This is a genomic window from Priestia filamentosa (assembly GCF_900177535.1).
GTDB classification, from domain to species: domain Bacteria; phylum Bacillota; class Bacilli; order Bacillales; family Bacillaceae_H; genus Bacillus_I; species Bacillus_I filamentosa.
In genome coordinates this window covers 1,058,718-1,082,600 of sequence record NZ_FXAJ01000001.1, presented here as the reverse complement: position 1 = coordinate 1,082,600, position 23,883 = coordinate 1,058,718, and the positions used below count along the sequence as shown (strand labels likewise).

Sequence of the window (23,883 nt, the reverse complement as noted above, 5' to 3'; positions counted from 1 at the left end):
GATGAACAGCTTAAGAAAAGTTACAGATACACATCAATCTTAAAACCCGCCGGATTCAAGGACGAACTTCGTGCTGTTTTGGTATATAAAAATCAATGTCTTGGGTATTTAACGTTATTCAAAACATAAGAACACTTTCAAAGTGAAGAAAAAGAGCTTATTGAAAACCTTTCTTCCTCGATTGGTCGTGGACTTCAGACCTTTTATCATTTATTGTTAGAACCCGTTTCTTTACAACCTAAAATGTTGTTATTTTCTCCTGATCTTAAACTGATATCTTACACAAAAACAGGTATAAAGATGTTAGATGCCCTAAGAGCTTCTGAATCGTTAGAGGGGAATAAATTGCCAAAGTCAATTCAAGCCCTCTGCTACTGGCCGCTAGGAAGTGAGGAAGGGTCAGCACATACGCTACTTGCTCTTCAAAAGTACGGATTTCTAACGCTTTCCTCTTTACTCTTAATAAAAGATAAAAAGGATTTCAACATAGCCATAAATATCTCTCAGGCCTCTCCAACAGATATTCTAACCATTAATAAAAAGGATTATAATTTATCAAAACGTGAAAGTAATATCCTAGATTATTTAATTAAAGGTTCTTCAACTAAAGAAATAGCGAATGATCTCTTTCTTTCTCCTTATACAGTGCAAGATCATTTAAAATCTATCTTTCTTAAAACAGGTGTATCTACACGAAAAGAGCTTGTTTTTAAGCTGTTTACACGCTATACAATTTCCTGATTTTTTCTTTTGCACAATGATTCACAAATTGTTCATAACTTTATTGAAAACGCTTACCTTTTTTGTATATAATAAAAGTAAGGAAATTCTATAAAAGATTAAAAATTTTAATATAAATAACAAAGGAGAATGTCATGATTTTAAAAGCGCTACGAAAAAACCGGTTGCTTACAATTAATTATTATGAAGATGGGCTTCTGCAAACTTGTCAAGGGCGCGTTCATAATCTTAACCTCTTAGATCAAACTTTATTTCTGAAAGATGAAAAGCAAAATATTTTTTCGATTCGTTTATCAGGCATTCAAGATATACAATAAAAGGAGCTAACTTTAGTTAGCTCCTTTTGCTATTTATCCTGCCCAAACATCCTTTGCGAAGCGGCCTTGTTCTTCTAAATCGAGAAGAAAACGCTCTGCTTCCTCTTCACTTTTATGTTTTATGTCTTGATATGCCTTTTTCAACGTACTTTCTACGGCAGGAGCCATACTTTTGCCGTCTCCGCAAATATAAAGAGCTCCTTCTTTTTCAACAAGAATAGAAATCACTTCTGCTGCATCCTGTTCTATTAAGTGTTGAACGTACGTTTTGTCACAGCTTTCCATTCTTGAAAATGCCGTATGCAGGGTTACAATACCGTCACTTTCTGCTTTTTCAAGTTCATCTTTGTAAATAAAATCATGGGCTTCATTTCGGCAACCAAAGTAAAGATGGGCTTCTCCGAGTGTTTTTCCTTTCTCTTTTAACAGGGATCTGGCTTGTAAAAATCCTCTGAACGGAGCAACGCCTGTTCCTGGTCCAACCATAATAAGTGGTCTACTTTCGTCAGCTGGAAGCTCAAACCGAGACTGAGGTGTATTAATAAACATCATCACTTTTTCACCTGCTTGACATTGAGCAAGGTAAGATGAAGCAACACCATGATACATTCCATCTCCACTCCATGCTTTTCCTTCTACTACACTTACTGTAATACTTGCTTTTTGATTGCTCTTAAGCGGTGAACTTGAAATAGAATAATAGCGCGGTTTTAACGGTGGACAAAGTGTTAAAAAGCGCTCAAATGACAATTCACACGCTTCATATTTTTCAAGAAGAGACAGCATTGTTAATCGTTTGTTCGTCACGTTTTCACTATAGTGATCTCCTAGAAGGGCTTCAAGTTCATATTTATGCGGCGGACAAACGGTTGCTTCTGCTAACTCTTGTAGTGCTTTTCTTGAAACAGGTTCTTGCAATTCAACATTAAAAGTCAAAACATCTCGCACTCTTACAGGTTTATTCAACGGTAAGTGTTGAAGTCCATATACATCGCCTTCTAATATAATGCTTTCACTGCCGTCTAATCCGTAACGCTTCAATACTCGATTAACAAGCTCAGCACTATTTTGCGGAAGAATACCGAGGTGATCTCCTTCCTTATAAGAAACTCCATTTGGTAAAGAGATTTCAATATGACGTGTACTTCTGCCACTTTCTTCTCTCTGAAGCTCCTTATTTAACAGAATTTCTGCTTCTTGTGCTTTATACGTTTTGACAAGTGGATGCTGAACGTTTTCTTTTACAAATGTCACGTTCAATCCTTTTTTCTCTGCTACTTCTTTCGTTTCTTCGACGTTAAATGTTTCTTTCACTTTTTTCGTCAATTGATTTTTCCACTCATCGAGATGAAGCTCAAAGTCGCCGCTTGCATCTCCTTCTCCTCTATCTACAATCCGTTCTGCACCAAGCTTAGTCATTTTTTCATCAATTACTCTCGGTATCCGTTGATACGTACTTGCCCAGTTTCTGTCACCACATCCAAACACAGCATAGTGAACACCTGATAAATCATTTTTTGACGTTTCTAACCAGTTCACAAACTCCGTTGCATTATCTGGAGCTTTTCCATTATAGGAAGCTGAAACAATTAAGACTGCGCCTGATATTGGTAGCTTGCCACTATAACTGTTCAAAGAGGCAATAGTTGTGGAGAAACCGTATCTCTCGCCAAGCTCAGCAAGTTCATTTGCAATTCCTTCAGCAGTGCCTAAATTTGATCCATGAAGAACAAGAAGCGGTGTGTTATGCTCTTCAATGATAACGTCTTGTTCTACTTTTTCAGCTGCTTTGTTTTCGCTTTTATGCTCGTTTAGAGCTGCATATTCGCGCTCGCGAGTGCTTACTTTAATTGTAAAATTGTCAGGTTTTAATGTTAACGTTTCTTTTACTTTTAGTTCGTAGTTTCTATGATCTACAATATTAAATCTTTGCAGGATCATTCCTAGTACAAGCGTTGCTTCATGCAGTGCAAACTGTTGACCAATACATGCGCGCTGACCATTTCCAAACGGTTTGTACGCATGATGTGGAATTTTCTCTTCATCTTGGAACCGTTCTGGTCGGAATTCTTCCACATTTTCTCCCCACACTCTTTTGTCTCGGTGAAGATTTCCTAAAAGAACGCTTACGCTTTGGTTCTTTTCTATTGGATATTTTCCTCCGAGCATAATATCCTCTTTCGCATAAAGAGAAAAAGCTGGAGCAGTTGGCCAAAGTCGTAGGGCTTCATTTAAAATCATTCGAATATATTTTAACTTTCTTACATCTTCATAAGTCGGCATTCCTGTTAATACTTCATCAACTTCCTTGTATGCTTTCTTGAGCACGCGCGGATTTTTCAAAAGATAGTAAATCGCAAATGATAAAAGACCGCTCGTTGTTTCATGACCCGCAATTAAAAACGTAATCATTTGGTAGCGAATATTTTCATCATCTAGTTTCTCTCCTGTTTCAGGATCTTTTCCATTTAGCATATGGGCAAGAAGATCGTCCCCATCTACCTCCCCTTGTTTTTTACGCTCTTTAATAATCTCATCAGCGAGTTCAAACATGAACATTTTGTCCTCTTGAAATTGACGTTTTTTACGCACCATGAGCTTATCTTGAATAGGTAAACGATTCATTTTATTCATTGATTCATCCAATGCTCTTACCATACTATCTACAAATGGATGAGCTCCTTCTCGGTAGAAGCTATTGAAACGATAACCAAAACCGCAAAGACCAATTGTATCCAATGTTAGACGAGTCATATCTTCTGGTACATCAATTTCTTCTTCTTTATTTAGACGTTCCCATTTTTCAACAAGCTGTGTTGCAATATCAAGCATCATATGATGATAACCTTTCATTGCGCGTTGACTAAAACTTGGTAATAAAATATTATGGGCTTTTTTCCAATTCGGCTCTTCTGTATAACTTGTAAAAAGTCCGTCACCTGCAAACTCTCTAGCGCTTGTAAGAGACACTCCTAGCTGCTTTTGAAACTTCTCTTCATCACATACTTCAGCAACTAAATCATGTCCCGAGACAAATGTTCCTAAAGCATGTGGAAATTGAAATTGAAAAATAGGGCCTAGTTCCTGACCAATTTTCATAAATGTTTGCATTGGCTTATCTTTATCCATAAGCGGCAAGCTGCCTAACGGTCCATAAGTTTTAGGTTGTGGAATAGTACGTTCTTTTTCCATGAGAAAAGCCTCCTCTTTTTTGTGCAATTGTTTCATAAGATAGACTGACGAAAAATATAAGTATCTATCATTCTATTTTCATAAATTAATGTAGCGGAATGAATGTTCATTCTTTTCTTCTTAATAAGAAAGCGGTAGAATTTCTACACTCTCACCGCATCCCAACAACACGCTTCTAAACTATTCATAAGTTGATCACTTTCTGAAAGAATTTTTTTACGCAAAAGTTTTGCTATCTCAACATATGCACCGTACACAATCGCAAACAGTGCTTCTGTTGGTACAGAGCGAATAACATTTACTTTCTTTCCTTCCTCTAAAAACTGATAGAAAAAATCCATCATTTCTTGGAAAATGTCAATACTTTTTGAATCTAAATAGGGCGCATTGCTTTGGCTTTCTAAAAATGAAAAAGCATAAACGTGATCTCGGGCAAAACCAACTACTTTAAAAAACAGGTGTCGAAACTGTTCTCTAATACCGGAATCACTCGGATAGTTCTCTTGTAAATGGTGTGAAAAGCTTTCTACGCACCGCTGAAAAACAGCATTAACAAGAGCTTCTTTATGCTCAAAATAACGATAAATGGTCCCTGCTCCTACTTCAGCATTTAAAGCGATTGTCGGAACTGTTGTAGCGTTAAAACCTCGCTCTGCAAAAAGCTCGAGTGCAGCATCCATAATTTTATCGCGCTTATTTTGCATGATGTCCATCCTCTCAACAAGCATCTCTTAAGTAAGAATGAATATTCATTCTATTTTCATTTTACCTTCTTTCTCGTTCAGCAGTCAAACTTTTCATACTTTCTGAAAATCGCGTAGAAAAAACTTCATCTTTTATCACTGTTCCCGTTTTACACAAAAATACTCTCTTTTTTCACCCTATAGATTTAGCATCCAAAATCCCTCCTTCTCCATTACATATAAAATAAACAATCTTTATTTACAGATTAAAAAACCGGCATGTAAGTTCATACCGGTTTTTTCGTTTCTTATAGTTCTTCTCCATTGCTTGCGATGACTTTCTTATACCAATAAAACGAATCTTTTCTCTTTCTGTCTAATGTACCATTTCCATCATCATCTTTATCAACGTAAACGTAGCCATATCGTTTAGACATTTCGCTCGTTGACATCGAAACTAAATCAATTGGTCCCCAAGATGTATAACCAAGCAGTTCCACTCCATCTCCTATCGCTTCTTTCATTTGCTCAATGTGCTTGCGTAAATAATCAATACGGTACGTATCATGAATTGATCCGTCTTCTTCTACTTTGTCATATGCACCTAAGCCATTTTCAACAATAAAGATTGGAAGTCTATAGCGGTCATACATATCATTCAACACGATTCGCAAACCAACAGGGTCAATTTGCCAACCCCAATCAGATGCTTCTAAATAAGGATTTTTAAGAGAATTCATCAAGTTTCCATCTGTGCGCTCTCCCTCAGGAGCAGAGGATGACAGCATAGACATATAGTAACTAATTGTAATATAGTCAACAGGATACTGTTTAATAATTTCATCGTCTCCTGTTTCTTTGATAATTTTAATATCATTTTCAATGAAGAAACGCTCCATATATTTTGGATATTCTCCTCTTGCATGGACATCTGTAAAGAACAAGTTATCTTGATTGTCTTTTTGAGCTTTTAAGACATCTTCAGGGTTTGGTGTATTTGCATAGTGACTCATTCTTGCTAGCATGCAACCCATTTTTCCTTCTGGATTAATTTCATGCAATCTTTTCGTCACAAGAGCACTTGCTACAAACTGATGGTGAAGAGCTTGGTATTTCGTTTGTACGGGATTTTCCTCACGGTCTGACACAATCCCTCCTCCTGTAAATGGACTTAATGTAATCACGTTAATTTCATTAAATGAAATCCAAAACTTTACTTTGTCTTTGTAGCGAGTAAAGACCGTTTCCGCGTAGCGTACAAAATGATCAATCACTTCACGTCCTGCCCATCCATTATATTTCTCTGTTAGTCCGTATGGTGTCTCATAATGAGATAACGTTACAATTGGCTCAATGTTATATTTTGCGAGTTCATCAAACACGCGATCATAAAAAGCTAGACCAGCTTCATTTGGCTCTTTATCATAGCCGTTTGGAAAAATTCTTGACCAGTGAATAGAAAGTCGAAAAGCTGTAAAACCCATTTCAGCAAGAAGAGCGATATCTTCTTTATAGCGATGATAGAAGTCTACTCCTTCACGTTTTGGAAAACGTCCTGTACTCTCGCCGCTAAGTGTTTTACGAATTTGTTCTGAGGTGATTTCCATTGCATTATCTTTTGTGCGCTCTTCTTTTGGAATATATTCTACAAAGTCTGCAGCTGATAATCCCTTTCCATCTTTATCAAATGCTCCTTCAATTTGGTTAGCAGCAGTTGCTCCACCCCAGTAAAAGTTTTTTGGAAATGTTGGTTTAAATGTAGCCATATTTCATCTTCCTCTCGGTTTATTATTTTATAACGGTAAACACAGGCTCTTTACTATTCACATGCTTAAATGTTGATGGCACAACATCTAAATATTGATCTGTATTTGTTACAATAACAGGCGTTGTTGTTTGGTATCCTTCTTTTTGAATACCTTCAATATCAAATGTGACAAGCTTAGTTCCCTTTTTCACTTTCTCTCCTTGAGAAACGTATGCTGAAAAATGTTTGCCATCAAGCTGTACTGTATCAAGTCCAACGTGGATCAGTAGTTCGATCCCATCATCACTTTTTAAGCCAATTGCATGCTTTGTTGGAAACAAAATAGATACTTCTCCATCAAACGGTGCATATACAATCCCTTCTGTTGGTTCAACAGCTACACCTTTTCCCATTGCGCCGCTTGAAAAAACAGGGTCTTCTACATTTTCTAATGGAACCATTTCTCCCACTAATGGAGAAGAAAGTTCAGTCTTCTGACTGTTTTTCATATTAGTCACAGCAGGTTCTGCAGTTGCTGCTACCTCTGCTTTTCCTTCTTCTTTTTTTCCTTCTTTCTTTTTACCTTCAGCACCGATAATAAAGGTTAAAATAGTTGCTGCTGCAAATGAAATACTAATTCCAATCACATATCCTACCATTGGAGAATAAGCAGGAATTGTAAACATGCTGTTAAATACAAATGTAAAGACTCTTACATCGAACACTGCAATAAAGGCCCCTCCAAGTCCACCTGATGCAAGTAAGATTGGTATAAGCTTTTTATAGCGTAGGATAATTCCGTAAAGAATGGGCTCTGTTACCCCTGCGAATAGTCCTGATAAAAGGGCAGCAATTGAAAGGGACTGCAAATTTTTGTTTTTGCGAGCGCGAAGGTAAACACCAAGTGCAATTCCCATTTGAGCAAATGTGGCAGCTGCTGTAATTGGGTTAATCATATCTCCGCCACGTGAAAAGTTTGCAATCGAAATTGGCGTAATTCCCCAGTGAACCCCTAAAATAACGAGGATTGGCCAAGCAGCAGCAATTAAAATCCCTGTAAGAATTGCTGATTTATCTAGCATAAAGACAATGCCTGATCCAATGCCGGCACTTACATATTCAGCAAAAGGACCGAATGCAAGCGCTGTCAAAGGAACCATAATAAGCAAGCTGATCATTGGTACAAAGAATAATTGAATTGTATCTGGCGTGTACTTTTTTAATACTTTCTCAAGCATCGCATAAATCGCAATCGCAATCAGCATCGGGAAAACCGTTGAAGAGTAATCAATTGCAAGAAGTGGAATATTTAAAAAGTTTATATTTCCACTCTGTTCAATAAGAGCCGTAAAATTAGGTTCCAAAAGTCCTGCTGCAATGGCTCCCCCTACAAATGGATTTGCATTTAATTTCCGTGCTGCTGTAATACCGACAAAGACTGGGAGAAAGTAAAATACTCCTCCAGATGCGGCATTTAAAACGGCATATGTTGTACTTTTAGCATCCAACACGTTTAAAAGAGTTAACACGGCAAGGAGGGCTTTAATCATCCCTGCTCCTGCTAAAGCGGGAATAAGCGGCGAGAACGTGCCTGAAATATATTCAAAGACGCGAGAGACAACGCTAACCTTTTCTCCGCCGCCTTCTGCTCCTTCATCCCCACCTTTGATCGCATGGTTTTTCATAATCTCGCTGTATACTTTTCCAACGCGGTTTCCAACTACAACTTGAAACTGCCCTCCCTTTTCAACAACTGTAATCACTTCTGGGTGATTCGTTAGGGCATCTTTATTTGCTTCGCTATGCTTTCGAAGCTTAAAGCGAAGGCGTGTTGCACAATGGACAAGGGATATAATGTTGCCTTCTCCACCAACTAGTTCTACAATTTCATTACCAAGCTGCTTGTTATCCATAGCTCTTTCCTCCTTTTTAACGTAAAAAACCTGAAGGGAACACGAAAAGAGCATCGTCTTTTCTTTGTTCTCTTCAGGTTTTGCCTGCTAACCAGTAACAATCCTAAATGAGTGTCGTTATTTATTTTTTTCTCGATTAGAAACTCTATGAATGTGGATAATAAAGTATGATAACTCATCTTTCGTCATTTTAACATTATACTCTTTTTGTAAATATTTCTGTACTTTTTTTGTACATTCATCTGCTGCAGGATACTGATTTTTCACTTGCTCATAGAGAGAATTTTCTTCTTCATCATGCTCAAGCTCCCCGCGTAGCATTCGATAAGCAAAATAGCGTAAGTGTGTAATAAAACGATTGTAATTAATAGACTCTTCATCAAAGGAAATACCGTAGTGATAGTTCACAATATTTACAACACTATTCACGATATTTGTCATTTCCATTGTCTCTTCCATACCTGATGAATCTTGGCGGGCATTGAAAAGGTGAAGAGCAATTGATGCGCTTTCATCTTCTGGTAAACGAATGCCTGTACGTTCTTCAATCAAATCTAGTGCAAGAAGGGCAACAGCGTGTTCATCTTTATAAAATTTCTTAACTTCCCATAAAAGCGGGTTCTTAATGATAAGTCCTTCTTTAAAGCGGGTTAGTGCGAAATGAATATGATCTGTTAATGAAAGGTATACCGTCTCATTAAGCTGACATGATAGTTTTTCTTGAGCTAATTCAATAATGTCATTTGATACTTCTAAGTGGAGAAACGGAATATCTTTGAGAAGTTCAGATAATTTGTTAGCAGTAGATTCTGAGTGAATAACGAATGTTTTTTCAATCTTCTCTTCCTCAACTTCGTCTCCTGCTTTCTTTTGAAAAGCGAGTCCTCTTCCCATTACAACTATTTCTTGATTATGTTCACTTTCTGAAAGAATAACGTTATTGTTAAAAATTTTCTTTATGCGCATAATGATTCACCTTGTCACTGAAATTTTGTTCGCTAACAAAAAAACCCGAACTCATGACAGCATTATAGAAGCCTATAACACTCTAATGAATTCAGGTTTTGCCTGCCGAACAGTAACAATCCTTATCTATGAACTTAGTATACAACAGAATGATTGCGCTTGCAAACACTTTTTTAGTACTATTTTCACTAAAAACGTATAGAATTGAAATTTCTTTTCTTGTTTGCTGTTATACTAGGAAAGACTATTGGCTTAGAAAGGATGAAAACATATGCAAGAGCTACTTTCTTTTCTTCTTCATGAGAAAGAAAACCTATACTATCAATCTATCGAGAACATTACCATTATATCTGGAAATATCGTTGCATGTGATCCTAACTTTTTTGAGGAAGGTACCGCTTTCCAAAAAAACGTTCAACCTGGCTCATATCCTGTTTCTTTACTATTAGATAAAGAAAACTCTGTCGCCGGAGCTCTTATTACGTTTTCAACTCAAAAGCCAGTTCGCTTTGAAATGGCAACAAAACCTGGTCAACATATTAAAAATCTTAAGAAAAATATGATTTTTGGCCATCCTGTTGATACAGGTTTAAGCTGTTTTGCTGATGGAAGTGCTGTACTAAAGATGGAAGAGCTCGAAAGACAGAAAATCAACGAGCTTGGAGATGACTTTATTAGCTTCTATGATGACATTCTAGAAGAAAAACTTGAAGAACACGATGATATGTGGGGAAATTTAATCCTTGATGAAGAATATAACCTTAATGCCCTAATCTTCTCTTCCGGATATGGAGATGGATTTTATGCCTCATATTGGGGAATTAATGAAAAAGGAAATGTTGTTTCTCTTGTGACAGATTTTAATATTATGTAAGAGAATCCTGCCTACAAGGCAGGACTTTCTTACATATCAACTTTCATTTCCAATAGAGCATAGCTAAGGCTCTTTCCATGTGTATCAATGCTTAATGATGTTGTTACCCCTCCGCCCATAGCGTTATAGCACACAAATTGTAAAGCCGAAATATTAGGGAGTTCATATCTGATAACCTTACCTTCTACAATTCCTTCTAAATGTTTTTTCACTTTTTCTGCTGTTATCTTTTCACAAAGCAACTGATAATCTTGTTCATTGTAAGGGATAAGGGAAAGCATAAGCGTATTCCCTTTATCACCTGCTCGACTATGAGCGATATCATATAGTTTTTTCATGTGTTATATGCTCCTCTACTGTTATACTTAGCTTTACTTTATCTCGAGGTATAAAAGATGACACAATCCCAATAACATCATAAGCATATTTTCTAGCTCCTCCACCTCCAGCAGGTCCGTTCGTATAAAGAGCTTCAACTTCTTCTCCTATTAACCTTGCCCTCTCTAACGTATCTGTCCTTCCTGCAACTCGCATCCTAACTTCATATGGTTGGTTTCTATGATTAAATGATGAGTGGTGCAGCGAAGAACAGCCGATATAATCGATTTGAAAATCTGAAAAACAATCATTTAGACGTCTTCCTATAACTTCTCCTGCAAGTTCCGCTCGTTTAAGTGCATGCTCTCCGCCATAAGAAATTTCTCCTTCCCCAATGAAACCGGCATGATAGCCAACACTTACTTTTAAATTTTCAGGCTTCTCGCTTCCCCTCCCTCCGTAGACAAGAACAGCATCTTTTTCTACTTGTTCTAAATGGACAGAAGTAAAATCAGCACGTACATCAGGAGTTATATATTCATATGGATTTAGTACTTCATAGAGAAGCTGTTCCTTCACTGTTGCTAAATTTATTTCCCCTCCCGTTCCCTCTAACTTTCTAATAATTGCTCTTCCATCTTTTTCAATTTCCGCATACGGAAATCCTAATGTATCAAGGTCCTGTACTGGCTTTTTAACAGGATCTGCAAAATATCCTCCTGAAACTTGCCCCCCACACTCAAGCAAGTGACCAATAACTGTTCCTTGCCCAAGCTTATTGTAATCTGTCAATGACCAACCATAGTGATGCACAATAGGAGCTAAAAAAAGGGAAGGATCAGCAGCTCTACCTGTGACAATAATGTCCGCCTCCTTCTCTAAAGCAGAGATAATTCCCTCTATACCAATGTATGCATTAGCAGATACAATTTTTTGATACGAGTACAACGGCTCATTTGTTTCTAAAGAAGGTGTTGTCAAATCAATGCTGTGAAAAACATCATCACCAGTTACAGCTGCTACTTTCACAGGAATATTAAGTCTTTTGGCAATCTCGACTACTTTCTTTGCAGCTTCAATGGGATTTGCAGCGCCCATATTTGTAATAAGACGAACATTATGTTTATGAAGTGAAGGTAAAAGAAGCTCTATTCTTTTTTCTAAAAGAAGATCATACCCTTCTTTTTCATTTTTTTGCTTCCGCTTTTGAGCAAGAGCAATTGTGCGTTCTGCTAAACATTCTAAAACAAGATAGTCTAACTTCCCACTTTGTGCTAATAAAAGCGCAGGTTCTAACCGATCTCCTGAAAACCCCGCTCCAGATCCGATTCTTAACATATTTATCACCTCAAATAGAAATAGCTCCTGTTAAAAGAGCGAGAACAGTCATAACAAGCGTTGTACCAAAAGCCCATTTAAAAATAAATTTCTGATGATCAACTAGACTTACTCCTGTTAGTCCAATAAGAATGAAAGTAGATGCCGTTAGAGGACTAAGCGGAAATCCTGTTGTCATTTGTCCTAAAATAGCTGCTCTTCCAATTTCATGTGGGTTTACTCCAAAGCTTGCAGCAGTTTCACTCAAAATGGGTAAAACTCCGAAATAATACGCATCAGGAGTAAAAACTAGACTGAGAGGCATACTTGTTATAGCAACAAGCACAGGAAGATATCCCCCAAGTGAATCTGGAATAATAGAGACAAGTGATATAGACATCTCTTCAATCATTTTCGTTCCTGTCAAAACTCCTGTGAAAATACCTGCAGCAAAAATCATTGTACAAACAACAATAATATTGCTTGCATGATTCGTAAGCCTTTCTTGCTGGTCTTTTGGATGAGGATAATTAATAAACAAAGCTATAACAAAGGCTACAAGAAATAAAACAGGCATTGGAAGCAGTTCACAAATAAGAGAAACTAGCAAAGTTAAAGTTAATAAAACGTTGAACCAAAACAGATTAGGACGTTTTGCACTTTCATCAACAGCTGCTGCTTGTTCTGACAGCATTTTGTAATCTTCATCGATTTTTAAAATCCCAAGCCTTCTCTGTTCCTTTCTCCCTAATATATATGCGATAAATAGAACCCAGACAATTCCCCCAAGCATTGCCGGAATAATAGGATTAAAGATATCTGAAGACTGGGCATCAAGTGTTGCCATTGCCCTTGCCGTTGGCCCTCCCCATGGCGTCATGTTCATAACTCCTGCAGCTAAGCCTACAACTCCTGAAAGAATAAGAGGATTCATGTTCAATTTTTTATAGATTGGTAAAAGCGCTGAAATTGTAATCATGAATGTTGCTGCTCCGTCTCCGTCTAGATGGACAACTAGTGTCAGTAAAGCTGTGCCTACTACAATCTTTAAGGGATCACCTTTTACGACAGCCACTATTTTTGCAATCATTGGATCAAACAGCCCTGCATCAAGCATTAAGCCGAAGTATAAAATAGCGAAAACAATCATAATTCCCGTTGGGGCGACTTGGATAAGTCCGTCTAACATCATATTTCCTAAGTCACGGCCAAATCCTCCAATTAAGCCAAACAAAATTGGCACAAGTACTAAAGAAACTAAAACAGAAACCCGTTTTGTCATAATGAGAAAAAGAAAAGTTCCGATTGTTAATAAACCTAACAATGCGATCATGTTTTTCCCCCTATCTTTTTTCGGCTAATAAGGTTCTATTTCCTTTCCACTTTGAATGCTTTCTACTTTGAGTCTATTTTGTGGGGTAGCAATTTTTTGGCTTCTTGGTGGCTTTGCGCTGTTCTCTACCCACTCAACAACAAGGTCAAAGCTCTGATGAACATAAGGGGCGAGTGGCTGTCTATCTTTTTGAATGTCATATTCACTACGTACAAGAGCATCAGAATGCGCACCTTTTTCAATCATATAAAGACGATAATCATTGTTTCCCTTGTTTTTAACAAGCTTTTCATACGGATAGGCATGAACATCAGGGAATAAAACAGCGTCCCATGTTCCAAAGACAGTAATAAGCGGGGCTTTAATTTCGCCTGTATTCTCAATTTCTCTCACTGTTCTTTTCACCTCGTCTGGTCTTTTATCAAAATGATAACTGTTAAAAATATAGTCATTGGACCTGTTGCGCAGCCCAAACTGATCATAGTTCGTATACTGTTGCCACGGTATTTTTTTCTTGGCTGTTGGATCTAGCTCATCTCGATATCTATTTAACGTATTGAACCATTTATGCTGATCTGAATAAAACCAGTAGTTTTCTGTTCCTTTAGGAAGACCTGCTTCATACATCTCTTCAATGGCTTTTTCTTTCTTCTTGCCTTCCCCGTAAAGAGCAACTCCTGCATGTTGAACAATTTGTGTATAAGAGGTAATTAAGTTGGGTTCATTTGCTCTCCATAGCACTCCTGCCATATCAACTCCACCATCAAAGAGAGGAGTTTTTTCATTATCATGCTCAAGAGCATAGCGTACAACATATCCACCATTAGAGTAACCAACAGCATATGTTGGAATAGGATGCTTTAATGAAACAAGTTTCCCTGCTCCTTCAGATTCAGGAGCGATAAGTTTACTTTTATAATGCACTGATAAATACGACTGAGCGGCTTTCGTTAATTGCCGAAATCTCATATGCCATTCTGCTAGAGAGTCGTCTTTTGAAACAAGCGCATTGTCTCCACCAAATGTTCCTTTATCTGTTGAAGCATATGCATATCCTTTTTCTAATACGTAATCACTGAAGAGAAGATCATTAGACATTTCACTCGCATTTCCTCCTGGAGCTGAAACAACAAGCTTTCCATTCCAGTCTCTAGGAACTCGAATAACAAAACGAGCGTCTTCAAACGTTCCCCGAATTTCTTTTCCTTTCACCTCTTTTGGACTGTAGTAGCGATAAAACCCTGTCTTATCTTCTTTCTCTCCCCATAATGTGGCGCCTGATAATCCTCCTGCTTTTTGAAGCTGTTCAGGATTCTTTGTTGTAAGCCAGTTCCCATTTTCTCCGTTGAATTGTTCTACTGTAACACTATGAGCTCCATCGATAACTCTTTGTGCTTTTGTACTTTCAGATATACAAAAAAAACAACAAGCAGCTGTACTAGCTATAAAAAACTTTTTAAAGTGAGTTCTTTTCATCCCTTCTCTCCTTTCCTCTACATCCTTTCTTTACTTTATATAGTGCAAGATGCATGCCAACCTGATCATTTCTAATGTTTCTTTCTCAAAAACAGCAGTTTTTAAAGAAAAGAAATTCTCTAACGGTAATTTTATTTAGAAAACGCTTTCTTATAGTTTTCTAAATTTCTAGAACTCCTCTCGTCTCTCGAAAATGAATTTCCTTTATACGAAGAGAAAAAGAAAAGATTTCTAAAAGGTTAGAACACTTTCTAACCTTTTAGAAATCTCACATGTTAAGCTTTTTTAACTTGTTGTACAAAGTAGCAAGAGAGATACCTAATAACTCCGCTGCTTTTTTCTTTCCTTCAATATTATATCCACATGTACTTAATGCTTTTTGAATATATTCTTTTTCTCTTCTTCTTATCATTTCTTGCAATGTTTCACTTTCTTCTTTGTTTTTTTCTCCTTTCTTTACAATAAATGAGGGTAAGTTTTCTACTGTAATTTGTTCGTTATCTGCCATACAGATAGCATAATCTACAGTATTTTTTAACTCTCTAATATTTCCTGGCCACTCATAACTTCTTAAAACGCGCACAGCTTCCTCCTCAAAAATGTACGAAGTAAATTCAGAAGTTTGAGATTCAATAAGTATAGAAATATCTTCTTTTCTCTCTCGTAAAGGAGGAACTTCAATGCGAATAACGTTTAATCGATAAAATAAATCTTCTCTAAAATGGTTTTTATGCACAAGCTGTTCGATATTATGATGTGTCGCAGCAATAATTCTCACGTCGATTTCTCGCTCTTTTGTTTCTCCTACTCTTCGCAGCTTTTTCTCTTGTAAAACACGAAGAAGTTTAGCCTGCAGACTTGAGGGCATATCACCTATTTCATCTAGAAATAGTGTGCCTTCATGCGCTACCTCAAAAAGTCCCGGCTTTCCATTTTTTTTCGCATTTGTGAATGCTCCTTCTCCGTATCCGAAAAGCTCGCTTTCTAGCAATGAAGATGGAATGGCTGCACAATTTACAGGAACAAATGCCCGTCCACTTCGCTCACTTTTATTATGAATACTTTGAGCAAATAGCTCTTTTCCTGTTCCACTCTCCCCTGTTATAAGAACAGGAAAAGATGAGGCTGAAGCCTTTTCAGCAATCGAGATGGCTTTTTTCACCTTATCACTCTTACCCATAATATCTTCAAACGTATACTTTGCTTCATAAGCTCTATTCATCCGGCTTTTTAATGTTTCAACCTTTTCTCTTTGCCTTTTTAATTCCTGAGAAAGCTTGTCTACTTCTGTTAAGCTCTTACAAACTGAAACAGCTCCCACAACTTCCCCATCTAATATAATAGGGGCCATATCCACCATATATTCTCGGTCTGCGGTTTTTCTATACACTCCTGCTCTTATTTTCCTATCCTTTAATGTTTGTGGAAGCTTAGCACCACGTCTGTATGCACTGAGCGGTTTTCCAATAATATCTTGTGTCACTCCTGTAATCTTCGTGTATTCTGGATTAATCATTCTTACAATTTCATGCTTATCAATAACAAGAATCCCATCATGAATACAGTGAGCAACGGCTTTCCACCATTCTGCACTATGTCGCATAGAAATCTCTTCCCCCATTTTTAATCCCCCTTCTTATGTATTAAGAATAGGCTAGAAACACTTTTTATGAAAGGGTTTTCTCTTTGTATTAAAAATAACAGAACAATGAATTGTTCTGTCACACTTAAGGTAAGGGTTGCTTTCCATTTGTTTTCAAGTCTTTTCCTTGAAGAAGCATCTCTTTATGTTTCTTCTCTCTACTCCTGCTATATTGAATAGGGACAATATGTTATATGCCAGCAGAGCTTTTTAAACGAGCTAATATTTTTATAAAGTCTTCCTCTGAAATACCTGGTGCAAACTCTTCTGTAATGGGTTCTAAGTCCGGAATTGTTCCTCCTCTTGGCGTTCCATCTACAACTTGAACAGGCTTTCCATCTGATGGATGAGGTCCTTTCCAAATTTTCGCTATTTGTTTATAATCCGCATCGCTAAATGTATATAGTTTCGTATGAACATTTTGCTCTTCAAATTTCCGAGCGCTATCAAAACGCTTATTTTCGAGGTCTGGAATTGGAAGCAACTTTGTTACATCAACACCTGTTGCAACTTCAAGTGCTTTTGCATAAGCAACCGCATGTGTTGTACCTCGTACAAGCAGATATCCAATCATTTCCCGCGCAACAGGATGATCTGTCATTTCATATACGCGCATTTTATGCGTGCGTGCTCCACACTCAAGAAAAAAGTTGTGCAAAAGATCAAAGATCAAATTCCCACTTGTTACAACATAATCTCCTGTCCACGGCTGACCCATTGAATTAGCAGGAATTGCTGTTTGAGCTGTTGCAATAAAATGATGCGTGTTTCGTTTATCCTTCGCATCCCTCATTGGAGCAAGGTCTGGATCTTCTGGAAATGTTGTTCCTTCAATCATTAAATTAATCGCATTTGAGACAAGCTCCACATGCCCGAACTCTTCTGCTGTGATACTTGCAATCAGTTCATAAAAAGGACGGAACTTCTTTTTATGACGAAAGTTAAAAGATTGAAACATATAGTTATTAAGCGTTGACATCTCGCCAAATTTTCCGCCTAGAAGCTCCTGCACGGCAGCAGCAGCATTAGCATCTGGATGTACAGATTTGGGTAAATCGATAAGCAGCTTATCTATTCGTTTAATCATAGTTGTACCCTCCTTATGACAACAATGCTGTCTATTACGTTGTATGATAAAAAGGGATTGTCTCATTCACCCATTGTCTTTTCTTATTTCCTGTTTCCTATCAAAACAACAAAAAGCCTTTAAGATGATCGTTCACCTTAAAAGCTTTTTGTTCATTTTGCAGAAGAGCTTATAAATCCAAATTTGCCTCCTACAACTTCTTTTACATCATGAATCACAATGAAAGACTGAGGATCTATTTTAGTTACATTTCGCTTTACTTTTAACAACTCGTTCTTTTTAATAACCGTATAGATAATATGCTTGTTTTTATTTTCATAAAAACCGTATCCATAAAAAATAGTAGCGGCATGTCCACAATTTTTTGTTACGTAATTTGCAATTTCTTCGTGTTTTGCAGACATAATTGTCACAGCTTTTTTATTATGAAATCCTTCGATAAAAATGTTCACAATCTTAGCGCACAAATACACAAAAATGAACGTATAAAGCGTATTGTGTACACCAATTGCAACAACAGATGCCAAGATAATTAAGCTATCCATATAAAACATACTTTTAGAAATATTGTAGCCTTTTGTATAGTTCAGCAAATAGGCAAGAAGTGTTGTTCCTCCCGTAGAACCATCTGCAATGAAAATAAGAGCAAGCCCAGCCCCCATTAAAAGAGCTCCAAATACAATACCTAAAATCATATCTTCTACTTTAAATGGAATGAAAGCAACAAGGCTCAGGAATACAGATGTCATAAAGGCTCCTAATACAGTGTAAGCAATTGTTCTTTTCGTCAAAAACTTAGCTGAAATAGCAATAAACACAATGTTAACAACAAAAGTACTAACGCTTGTTGGGATATGAAAAAGATAATAAAGAACAAGAGCAATTCCAACAGAACTTCCATCCCCAAGCTTATTCGGTACAACAAAAAAATCAATCGAAGCTGCAACAAGAAGAGATCCAACTATAATGAGTAAAAGATCTTTATAAACAGTTTTCATATGGCTCCTCCTTTCTCTTGCTGTCTAAAGTTTTACCGTTTCTTATAAAGTCCGTTCTGTATTATATAGGCCTTTATAAAGCATGTCAACGTTATGAGCGGAAATAAAGAAAAAGCTCTCCCCCTCCACAAAAAAAAAAAGACAAAGGTCACTTTGTCTTTTTTACATTATTGAAAAGATAAGGCTTTTTTTAAGTCATCTATTAAGTCATCTTTATCTTCAAGACCTACTGAAATACGAATTAATCCATCTGTAATGCCTAATTGTTCACGTCTTTCTTTTGGAATTGAAGCATGGGTCATAAGAGCTGGAATCGAAATTAAGCTCTCAACAGCTCCAAGACTTTCAGCAAGTGTGAAATATTTTGTTTTCTTTACTAGTTCTCTTGCTTTTTCCTCTGTCTCTACTTCAAACGAAATCATTCCACCAAATCCTCGCGCTTGGTTTACAGCTAGTGAATGATTTGGATGAGAAGAAAGACCGGGATAGTACACGTTCTTCACTTCTGAATGCTGAACTAAAAAGTCTACAATCTCCCTTGCGTTTTGCTCATGTTCTTCCATTCGAATGCCAAGCGTTTTTATGCCTCTCATAAGAAGCCATGAATCATGTGGACTAAGTATGGCTCCTGTTGAGTTTTGAACGAAATGGAGATCATCTCCTAGTTTCTTGTTATTCACCACCGCTAATCCTGCTACAACATCACTATGCCCACCAAGATATTTTGTAGCACTATGAAGAACAATGTCAGCTCCAAGCTTAATTGGATTTTGCCAATAAGGCGTACTAAACGTGTTATCTACAATCGTAAGAAGGTTATAGCGCTTGGCAATTGCGGCCGCTTCTTTTATATTTGTAATCTTTAGTAATGGGTTTGTTGGTGTTTCAATAAAGATGGCCTTTGTATTTTTTTTAATCGCCGGCTCTATGTTTTTGACCTTACTTGTATCTATGAATGTCGCCTCAATGCCAAAGCGACTTAACACTTTCGTAATGACCCGAAAAGAGCCTCCGTACACATCATCACTTAAAAGAAAATGATCTCCTTTTTGAAACAGAAGAACAACAGATGTTATGGCAGCCATTCCCGAACTAAATGCAAAGCCTCTTTCTCCCTCTTCTAAATCTTTGATAAGTTCTTCTACAGCAAAACGGGTTGGATTTCCTGTTCGAGCATATTCATATTCCTTCGGCTCACCTGGTTCTTCTTGTTTATACGTACTTGAATGGTATATAGGAATAGAAACCGCTCCTGTTTCTTTGTCAGTCGAGATTCCACCGTGAATAAGCTTAGTTTTCTTCATCATGCTACTCTCCTCCATATATGTGCTGACTTAAATAGCGTTCGCTTGAATCAGGGAAAATCACTATAATGTTTGATCCCTGACTTGCCTTTTTACTTTCTTGTAGTGCCGCATAAAAAGCGGCGCCAGATGAACTTCCAACAAACAACCCTTCTTTGCGGGCTAACTCTTTAACCATTGTAAAAGCATGGTGATCTTCTACCGTATGAACAGCATCAAAATAAGAAGGATCCATATATGAAGGAAGAAATTCCATCCCTATTCCTTCTGTTTTATGAGGACCAGGCTTTCCTCCATTTAGAATAGAGCCTGTAGGTTCTACAATCACTGTTTTAATTTCTTTCTTTTGCTCTTTTAAGTACTTAGCCGTTCCCATAAAAGTTCCACCAGTGCCTGCTCCAGCAATAAATACGTCAATGTCCCCCCCAAATTCATTCCATATTTCAGGGCCTAATGTTTTATAATATGTTTCAGGATTTTGATCATTCGCAAACTGCTGCGGAGCATATGAATTTGGAATTTCCTTTAACAACTCCTGCGCTTTATGAATGGCCCCTTTCATTCCAAGCTCTGTTGGGGTGTTCACTACAGTAGCTCCTAGCGCTTTCATTAGTTCCTGTTTTTCTATACTAAACTTCTCCGGTACGCAAAAAATCACATTCACATTTTTATGAATGGCAGCTAGAGCTAACCCAATTCCTGTATTACCTGCAGTGGGTTCAATAATGGTTCCACCGCTTTGTACTAGTCCCCTCTGGAAGGCCTCTTGAAGAAGATGCTGGCCAAGACGGTCTTTCACACTTCCTCCTGGATTAAAATATTCAAGCTTTGCAAATAACCGAACTTTTGGAGGAAAAGAAAAATGCGTAATTTCTAAAAGAGGTGTTCGGCCAATGAGGTCATGGACGCTTCGGAAAATGGTCATACTATCTGCTCCTTTTAAGCAAAGTAACGATAAAATATACGGTTTAAAATTCATAAAGAACAAACATTTTTAATCATTTAATTTCTATAGGTATAGTATGATTTTGTTTCAAATCCGTTCTTATTTTTTATAAGCTTCCTTTATATACTGAACGACCGTATCGATTTTTGGGTTTCCTAAGGCCTAAATGTTCTCTTAGCGTTGTTCCCTCATATTCACGCCGGTATATTCCTTTCTTTTGGAGAAGAGGCACAACATATTGAACAAAATCTTCTAATCCTTCCGGAAGTAAGGGGCATTGAAGCATAAATCCGTCAGCAGCTCCTTCTTCTATCCATCTCTCCATTTCATCAGCAATTTGGTGAGGCGTGCCTACGAACGCATCCTTCCTTCCCGCTCCAACAAAACGATAGTATAAATCCCCAACGGTTAATTTTTCTTCTTTCATAATACGCTTCATTTCATCAAACTGACTTTGAATGCCGTTTACTTTTGGGAAATTAATCTCTGATGCTAGCATATTTATAGGGTATTTTGTAAAGTCAATATTCCCCATATATCCTGATAAAAATTGCAGCCCTTCGTAGGGTGAAAGAAGACGCTGTAGTTCAGTATACTTTTCGTGAGCTTCCGCTTCTGTCCGGCCAATAATTGGTGATATCCCTTGAAGAATGGCCAAACTCTCAGGGTGACGATTAAATGTTTTCATCTGACTTTTTAAGCTTCGATAATACTTTTTTGCTTCTTCTTTGCTGTCTTTATGGATAAAAACTACTTCCGCTGTGCGAGCGGCAAGACGTTGACCTGAAGGAGAAGAGCCGGCTTGAACGATAACAGGTTGACCTTGTATAGATCTTGCAATATTAAGCGGCCCACGAACAGAAAAAAATGTTCCTTTATAGTTTAATTGATGCATTTTTTCTTCATTAAAAAACGTTCCTTTTTCCACATCTTTATAGTGCGTTCCATGTCCTTTTAAACGAGGAGCATACATGGTATAACCTAGTTCAGCAGATTGTTCTCCTAAGTCTTTCACACTTTGAGGTGTTCCCAGAAATCCATGGAGAAGGAGAAGACCAACTGAGTTACCTTTTATAAAAAAAGACTCTGCACCATCTATAACAGGATATATCAACTTTTCACCTCTTTTATTTTTGAACAAAAAAGGCCTACTATGTGAATAGTAGGCTTTTGGTTATCCAATTGGCTTTTCGTTATTTAACTGATTATAATATTCTACTTCAAGCTCTGAAACGCTTAGTTCATAAAGATGATAATCACCCTTTTTATAAATACCAAGCTCAAGCAATTGTTGTACTAGGTGTTCTTTATGATTCAACATTCTTTCCCTCCTGACACTGCTTTGTGATCATCAAAAAAATGATTCACAAAGTTAATACAAAGAAGAATAGCATTTTTCCTTTTCCATCTTCTTTAACCGCTTTTTAAAAATAAAAAAGATCCAACCCTTTTTTTGGTCGGACCTTCGTCTGCTCGATCGGCTCCTAAATTCTCTTTAGTATATACTTACTATTCTTATAAGTCAACTCAGTTATAAAACAAAATAAACGGCTAGGATTGACTTTCTCTAAGCGCATCATCTAAGTCTTTTAAAATATCATCGATAAATTCTGTTCCGACTGAAAGACGGATAAGTTCTGGAGTGACGCCAGATGATTGTTGTTCTTCTTCTGTTAGCTGCTGATGTGTTGTACTTGCAGGATGAATAATCAGTGACTTTGAATCACCAATATTAGCTAAATGAGAAAAAAGCTGAACAGAATTAATAAGTTTTGTTGCCGCTTTTCGACCCCCTTTAATACCGAATGTCAAGATTGCTCCTTGCCCTTTTGGAAGGTACTTTTTAGCTAACTTGTTCGTCGAATGACTGCTAAGCCCCGGATAGCTGACCCAGTCTATTAGTTCATGACCTTCAAGAAAACTAGCAACTTGAAGAGCGTTCTCACTATGTCTTTGCAGTCGAAGATGCAACGTCTCTAAACCTTGTAAAAGCAAAAAAGAATTAAAAGGAGAAAGAGCTGAACCTAAGTCTCTTAGAAGTTGAACACGAGCTTTCGTAATATAAGCCGCTTCACCAACAGCCTCTGTGTATACTAACCCATGATAACTTGGATCAGGATTTGTTAAGTCTGGAAACTTACCGCTTTTTTCCCAGTCAAATTTCCCACTATCAACAATAATTCCTCCAATCGTTGTTCCATGACCTCCTATAAACTTTGTCGCAGAATGCACTACAATATCTGCTCCAAACTCAATCGGTCTAAGAAGATAAGGACTTGGAACCGTATTGTCGACAATCAGAGGAATTTTATGTTGGTGAGCAATGGTAGCTACTGCCTCTATATCTAGCACATCTCCTTTTGGGTTTCCTACGGTCTCAGCAAAAATAGCCTTCGTTTTCTCTGTTAGCTCCTTCTTAAAATTCTCTGGATTCTCAGGGTTAACAAACTTCACAGTAATCCCAAATTTGGAAAGCGTCGTTGAAAATAAATTATATGTTCCACCGTACAAGCTGCTCGAAGCGACAATTTCATCCCCCGAAGAAGCAATGTTTAAGATGGAAAAAGCGGTTGCAGACTGACCTGATGAAACTCCTAATGCTCCTATGCCTCCTTCAAGAGTTGCTATCCTTTTTTCAAAAACGTCTGTAGTCGGATTAGTGATTCTCGTATAAACATATCCTTCTTCACTTAAATCAAACAAACTCGCTGCATGCTCACTATCTTGAAACGAGAATGACGATGTCTGGTAAATAGGCACCGCACGTGCAAAAGTAGTAGAATCAATAACTTGACCTGCATGAATAGCTTTTGTGTCTAAGTGTTGATTTTGAAAGTTTGTCATCCTTATCCCTCCTGAAAACCCATAAAAACAATCGGAATAATGAACTTTAGTAACTTTGAGTAATAATATACAGAAAAGAAAATTTATTTGTCAACCTTTTTTTTACTAAACTATGTAAAAATAAACCACGATCCCCTCTCACAAAGAACCATAAACATTTGACAATTAAGATATTGTGAGGTATC

Annotated in this window: 20 protein-coding genes; 3 read left to right on the top strand and 17 right to left on the bottom strand. The window is 37.3% G+C overall.

Features of this window, described 5'->3' with window-relative positions:
* Positions 1–345 precede the first annotated feature (345 nt).
* Positions 346–741: a helix-turn-helix transcriptional regulator gene (locus tag B9N79_RS05595; protein WP_167555102.1), complete on the top strand. Its 396-nt coding sequence runs from the start codon at positions 346–348 to the stop codon at positions 739–741.
* Positions 742–875: 134 nt separating this feature from the next.
* Positions 876–1,058 carry a YolD-like family protein gene (locus B9N79_RS05590; RefSeq protein ID WP_019392192.1) on the top strand — a complete coding sequence of 61 codons (183 nt, stop codon included), beginning with the start codon at positions 876–878 and terminating at the stop codon, positions 1,056–1,058.
* Positions 1,059–1,091: 33 nt separating this feature from the next.
* Here the strand turns inward: B9N79_RS05590 and B9N79_RS05585 are convergent, their stop codons facing one another.
* The 5 genes from B9N79_RS05585 to licT all read right to left on the bottom strand — a co-directional run bounded on the left by B9N79_RS05585 (position 1,092) and on the right by licT (position 9,559).
* A complete protein-coding gene (locus B9N79_RS05585; protein ID WP_046217687.1) occupies positions 1,092–4,250 on the bottom strand; it encodes a bifunctional cytochrome P450/NADPH--P450 reductase in 3,159 nt (1,052 codons plus the stop codon).
* A gap of 143 nt (positions 4,251–4,393) precedes the next feature.
* A complete protein-coding gene (locus B9N79_RS05580) occupies positions 4,394–4,954 on the bottom strand; it encodes a TetR/AcrR family transcriptional regulator (protein WP_019392190.1) in 561 nt (186 codons plus the stop codon).
* A 287-nt stretch (positions 4,955–5,241) separates the two neighbouring features.
* The gene (locus B9N79_RS05575; protein ID WP_040056457.1) at positions 5,242–6,699 is read right to left on the bottom strand and encodes a glycoside hydrolase family 1 protein; all 1,458 of its coding nucleotides are present in this window, start codon (positions 6,697–6,699) and stop codon (positions 5,242–5,244) included.
* 22 nt (positions 6,700–6,721) lie between these two features.
* A complete protein-coding gene (locus tag B9N79_RS05570) occupies positions 6,722–8,593 on the bottom strand; it encodes a beta-glucoside-specific PTS transporter subunit IIABC (protein WP_040056458.1) in 1,872 nt (623 codons plus the stop codon).
* Between the two features lie 117 nt (positions 8,594–8,710).
* Positions 8,711–9,559 (bottom strand): BglG family transcription antiterminator LicT, encoded by an 849-nt coding sequence (gene licT / locus B9N79_RS05565; RefSeq protein ID WP_040056459.1) that lies wholly within the window; start codon positions 9,557–9,559, stop codon positions 8,711–8,713.
* Between the two features lie 271 nt (positions 9,560–9,830).
* On the opposite strand from licT, the gene B9N79_RS05560 reads away from it, so the two are divergent.
* Positions 9,831–10,433 carry a DUF4241 domain-containing protein gene (locus tag B9N79_RS05560; RefSeq protein ID WP_040056460.1) on the top strand — a complete coding sequence of 201 codons (603 nt, stop codon included), beginning with the start codon at positions 9,831–9,833 and terminating at the stop codon, positions 10,431–10,433.
* 29 nt (positions 10,434–10,462) lie between these two features.
* On the opposite strand, the gene B9N79_RS05555 is transcribed toward B9N79_RS05560, so the two are convergent.
* From B9N79_RS05555 to B9N79_RS05500, 12 genes are all read right to left on the bottom strand, one after another.
* Positions 10,463–10,771, bottom strand: a complete 309-nt coding sequence (locus B9N79_RS05555) for an AtuA-related protein (protein WP_040056461.1) — start codon at positions 10,769–10,771, stop codon at positions 10,463–10,465.
* Complete coding sequence (locus tag B9N79_RS05550) at positions 10,755–12,089, bottom strand: acyclic terpene utilization AtuA family protein (protein WP_040056462.1); 1,335 nt, start codon at positions 12,087–12,089, stop codon at positions 10,755–10,757. Before B9N79_RS05550 ends, B9N79_RS05555 begins: the two co-directional genes overlap by 17 nt.
* 10 nt (positions 12,090–12,099) lie before the next feature.
* Positions 12,100–13,401, bottom strand: coding sequence for a CitMHS family transporter (locus B9N79_RS05545; protein WP_046217688.1), 1,302 nt, complete (start codon positions 13,399–13,401; stop codon positions 12,100–12,102).
* 24 nt (positions 13,402–13,425) lie between these two features.
* Complete coding sequence (locus B9N79_RS05540) at positions 13,426–14,877, bottom strand: alpha/beta hydrolase family protein (RefSeq protein ID WP_085117931.1); 1,452 nt, start codon at positions 14,875–14,877, stop codon at positions 13,426–13,428.
* Positions 14,878–15,145: 268 nt separating this feature from the next.
* Entirely contained in the window at positions 15,146–16,498 is a 1,353-nt protein-coding gene (locus tag B9N79_RS05535) for a sigma-54 interaction domain-containing protein (RefSeq protein WP_040056465.1), read from the bottom strand.
* Positions 16,499–16,709: 211 nt separating this feature from the next.
* On the bottom strand, positions 16,710–17,606 hold the full coding sequence (locus tag B9N79_RS05530; RefSeq protein ID WP_019392180.1) for a manganese catalase family protein: 897 nt from the start codon (positions 17,604–17,606) through the stop codon (positions 16,710–16,712).
* Positions 17,607–17,758: 152 nt separating this feature from the next.
* On the bottom strand, positions 17,759–18,604 hold the full coding sequence (locus B9N79_RS05525; RefSeq protein WP_019392179.1) for a YitT family protein: 846 nt from the start codon (positions 18,602–18,604) through the stop codon (positions 17,759–17,761).
* Positions 18,605–18,771: 167 nt separating this feature from the next.
* Positions 18,772–19,911, bottom strand: coding sequence for a bifunctional cystathionine gamma-lyase/homocysteine desulfhydrase (locus tag B9N79_RS05520; protein WP_085117929.1), 1,140 nt, complete (start codon positions 19,909–19,911; stop codon positions 18,772–18,774).
* 1 nt (position 19,912) lies between these two features.
* A complete protein-coding gene (locus B9N79_RS05515) occupies positions 19,913–20,833 on the bottom strand; it encodes a PLP-dependent cysteine synthase family protein (protein WP_085117926.1) in 921 nt (306 codons plus the stop codon).
* Between the two features lie 127 nt (positions 20,834–20,960).
* Positions 20,961–21,968 carry an NtaA/DmoA family FMN-dependent monooxygenase gene (locus B9N79_RS05510; protein WP_167555101.1) on the bottom strand — a complete coding sequence of 336 codons (1,008 nt, stop codon included), beginning with the start codon at positions 21,966–21,968 and terminating at the stop codon, positions 20,961–20,963.
* 60 nt (positions 21,969–22,028) lie between these two features.
* On the bottom strand, positions 22,029–22,175 hold the full coding sequence (locus B9N79_RS05505) for a Fur-regulated basic protein FbpA (protein ID WP_082864745.1): 147 nt from the start codon (positions 22,173–22,175) through the stop codon (positions 22,029–22,031).
* Between the two features lie 230 nt (positions 22,176–22,405).
* The gene (locus B9N79_RS05500; protein ID WP_040056469.1) at positions 22,406–23,698 is read right to left on the bottom strand and encodes a homocysteine synthase; all 1,293 of its coding nucleotides are present in this window, start codon (positions 23,696–23,698) and stop codon (positions 22,406–22,408) included.
* Positions 23,699–23,883 lie beyond the last annotated feature (185 nt).

Excerpts from the sequence above, each read along its gene's own strand:
- B9N79_RS05590 (WP_019392192.1), top strand. The coding sequence starts at position 876 with ATGATTTTAAAAGCGCTACGAAAAAACCGGTTGCTTACAATTAATTAT.
- B9N79_RS05585 (WP_046217687.1), bottom strand. The coding sequence starts at position 4,250 with ATGGAAAAAGAACGTACTATTCCACAACCTAAAACTTATGGACCGTTA.
- B9N79_RS05580 (WP_019392190.1), bottom strand. The coding sequence starts at position 4,954 with ATGCAAAATAAGCGCGATAAAATTATGGATGCTGCACTCGAGCTTTTT.
- B9N79_RS05575 (WP_040056457.1), bottom strand. The coding sequence starts at position 6,699 with ATGGCTACATTTAAACCAACATTTCCAAAAAACTTTTACTGGGGTGGA.
- B9N79_RS05570 (WP_040056458.1), bottom strand. The coding sequence starts at position 8,593 with ATGGATAACAAGCAGCTTGGTAATGAAATTGTAGAACTAGTTGGTGGA.
- licT (WP_040056459.1), bottom strand. The coding sequence starts at position 9,559 with ATGCGCATAAAGAAAATTTTTAACAATAACGTTATTCTTTCAGAAAGT.
- B9N79_RS05560 (WP_040056460.1), top strand. The coding sequence starts at position 9,831 with ATGCAAGAGCTACTTTCTTTTCTTCTTCATGAGAAAGAAAACCTATAC.
- B9N79_RS05555 (WP_040056461.1), bottom strand. The coding sequence starts at position 10,771 with ATGAAAAAACTATATGATATCGCTCATAGTCGAGCAGGTGATAAAGGG.
- B9N79_RS05550 (WP_040056462.1), bottom strand. The coding sequence starts at position 12,089 with ATGTTAAGAATCGGATCTGGAGCGGGGTTTTCAGGAGATCGGTTAGAA.
- B9N79_RS05545 (WP_046217688.1), bottom strand. The coding sequence starts at position 13,401 with ATGATCGCATTGTTAGGTTTATTAACAATCGGAACTTTTCTTTTTCTC.
- B9N79_RS05540 (WP_085117931.1), bottom strand. The coding sequence starts at position 14,877 with ATGAAAAGAACTCACTTTAAAAAGTTTTTTATAGCTAGTACAGCTGCT.
- B9N79_RS05535 (WP_040056465.1), bottom strand. The coding sequence starts at position 16,498 with ATGGGGGAAGAGATTTCTATGCGACATAGTGCAGAATGGTGGAAAGCC.
- B9N79_RS05530 (WP_019392180.1), bottom strand. The coding sequence starts at position 17,606 with ATGATTAAACGAATAGATAAGCTGCTTATCGATTTACCCAAATCTGTA.
- B9N79_RS05525 (WP_019392179.1), bottom strand. The coding sequence starts at position 18,604 with ATGAAAACTGTTTATAAAGATCTTTTACTCATTATAGTTGGATCTCTT.
- B9N79_RS05520 (WP_085117929.1), bottom strand. The coding sequence starts at position 19,911 with ATGATGAAGAAAACTAAGCTTATTCACGGTGGAATCTCGACTGACAAA.
- B9N79_RS05515 (WP_085117926.1), bottom strand. The coding sequence starts at position 20,833 with ATGACCATTTTCCGAAGCGTCCATGACCTCATTGGCCGAACACCTCTT.
- B9N79_RS05505 (WP_082864745.1), bottom strand. The coding sequence starts at position 22,175 with ATGTTGAATCATAAAGAACACCTAGTACAACAATTGCTTGAGCTTGGT.
- B9N79_RS05500 (WP_040056469.1), bottom strand. The coding sequence starts at position 23,698 with ATGACAAACTTTCAAAATCAACACTTAGACACAAAAGCTATTCATGCA.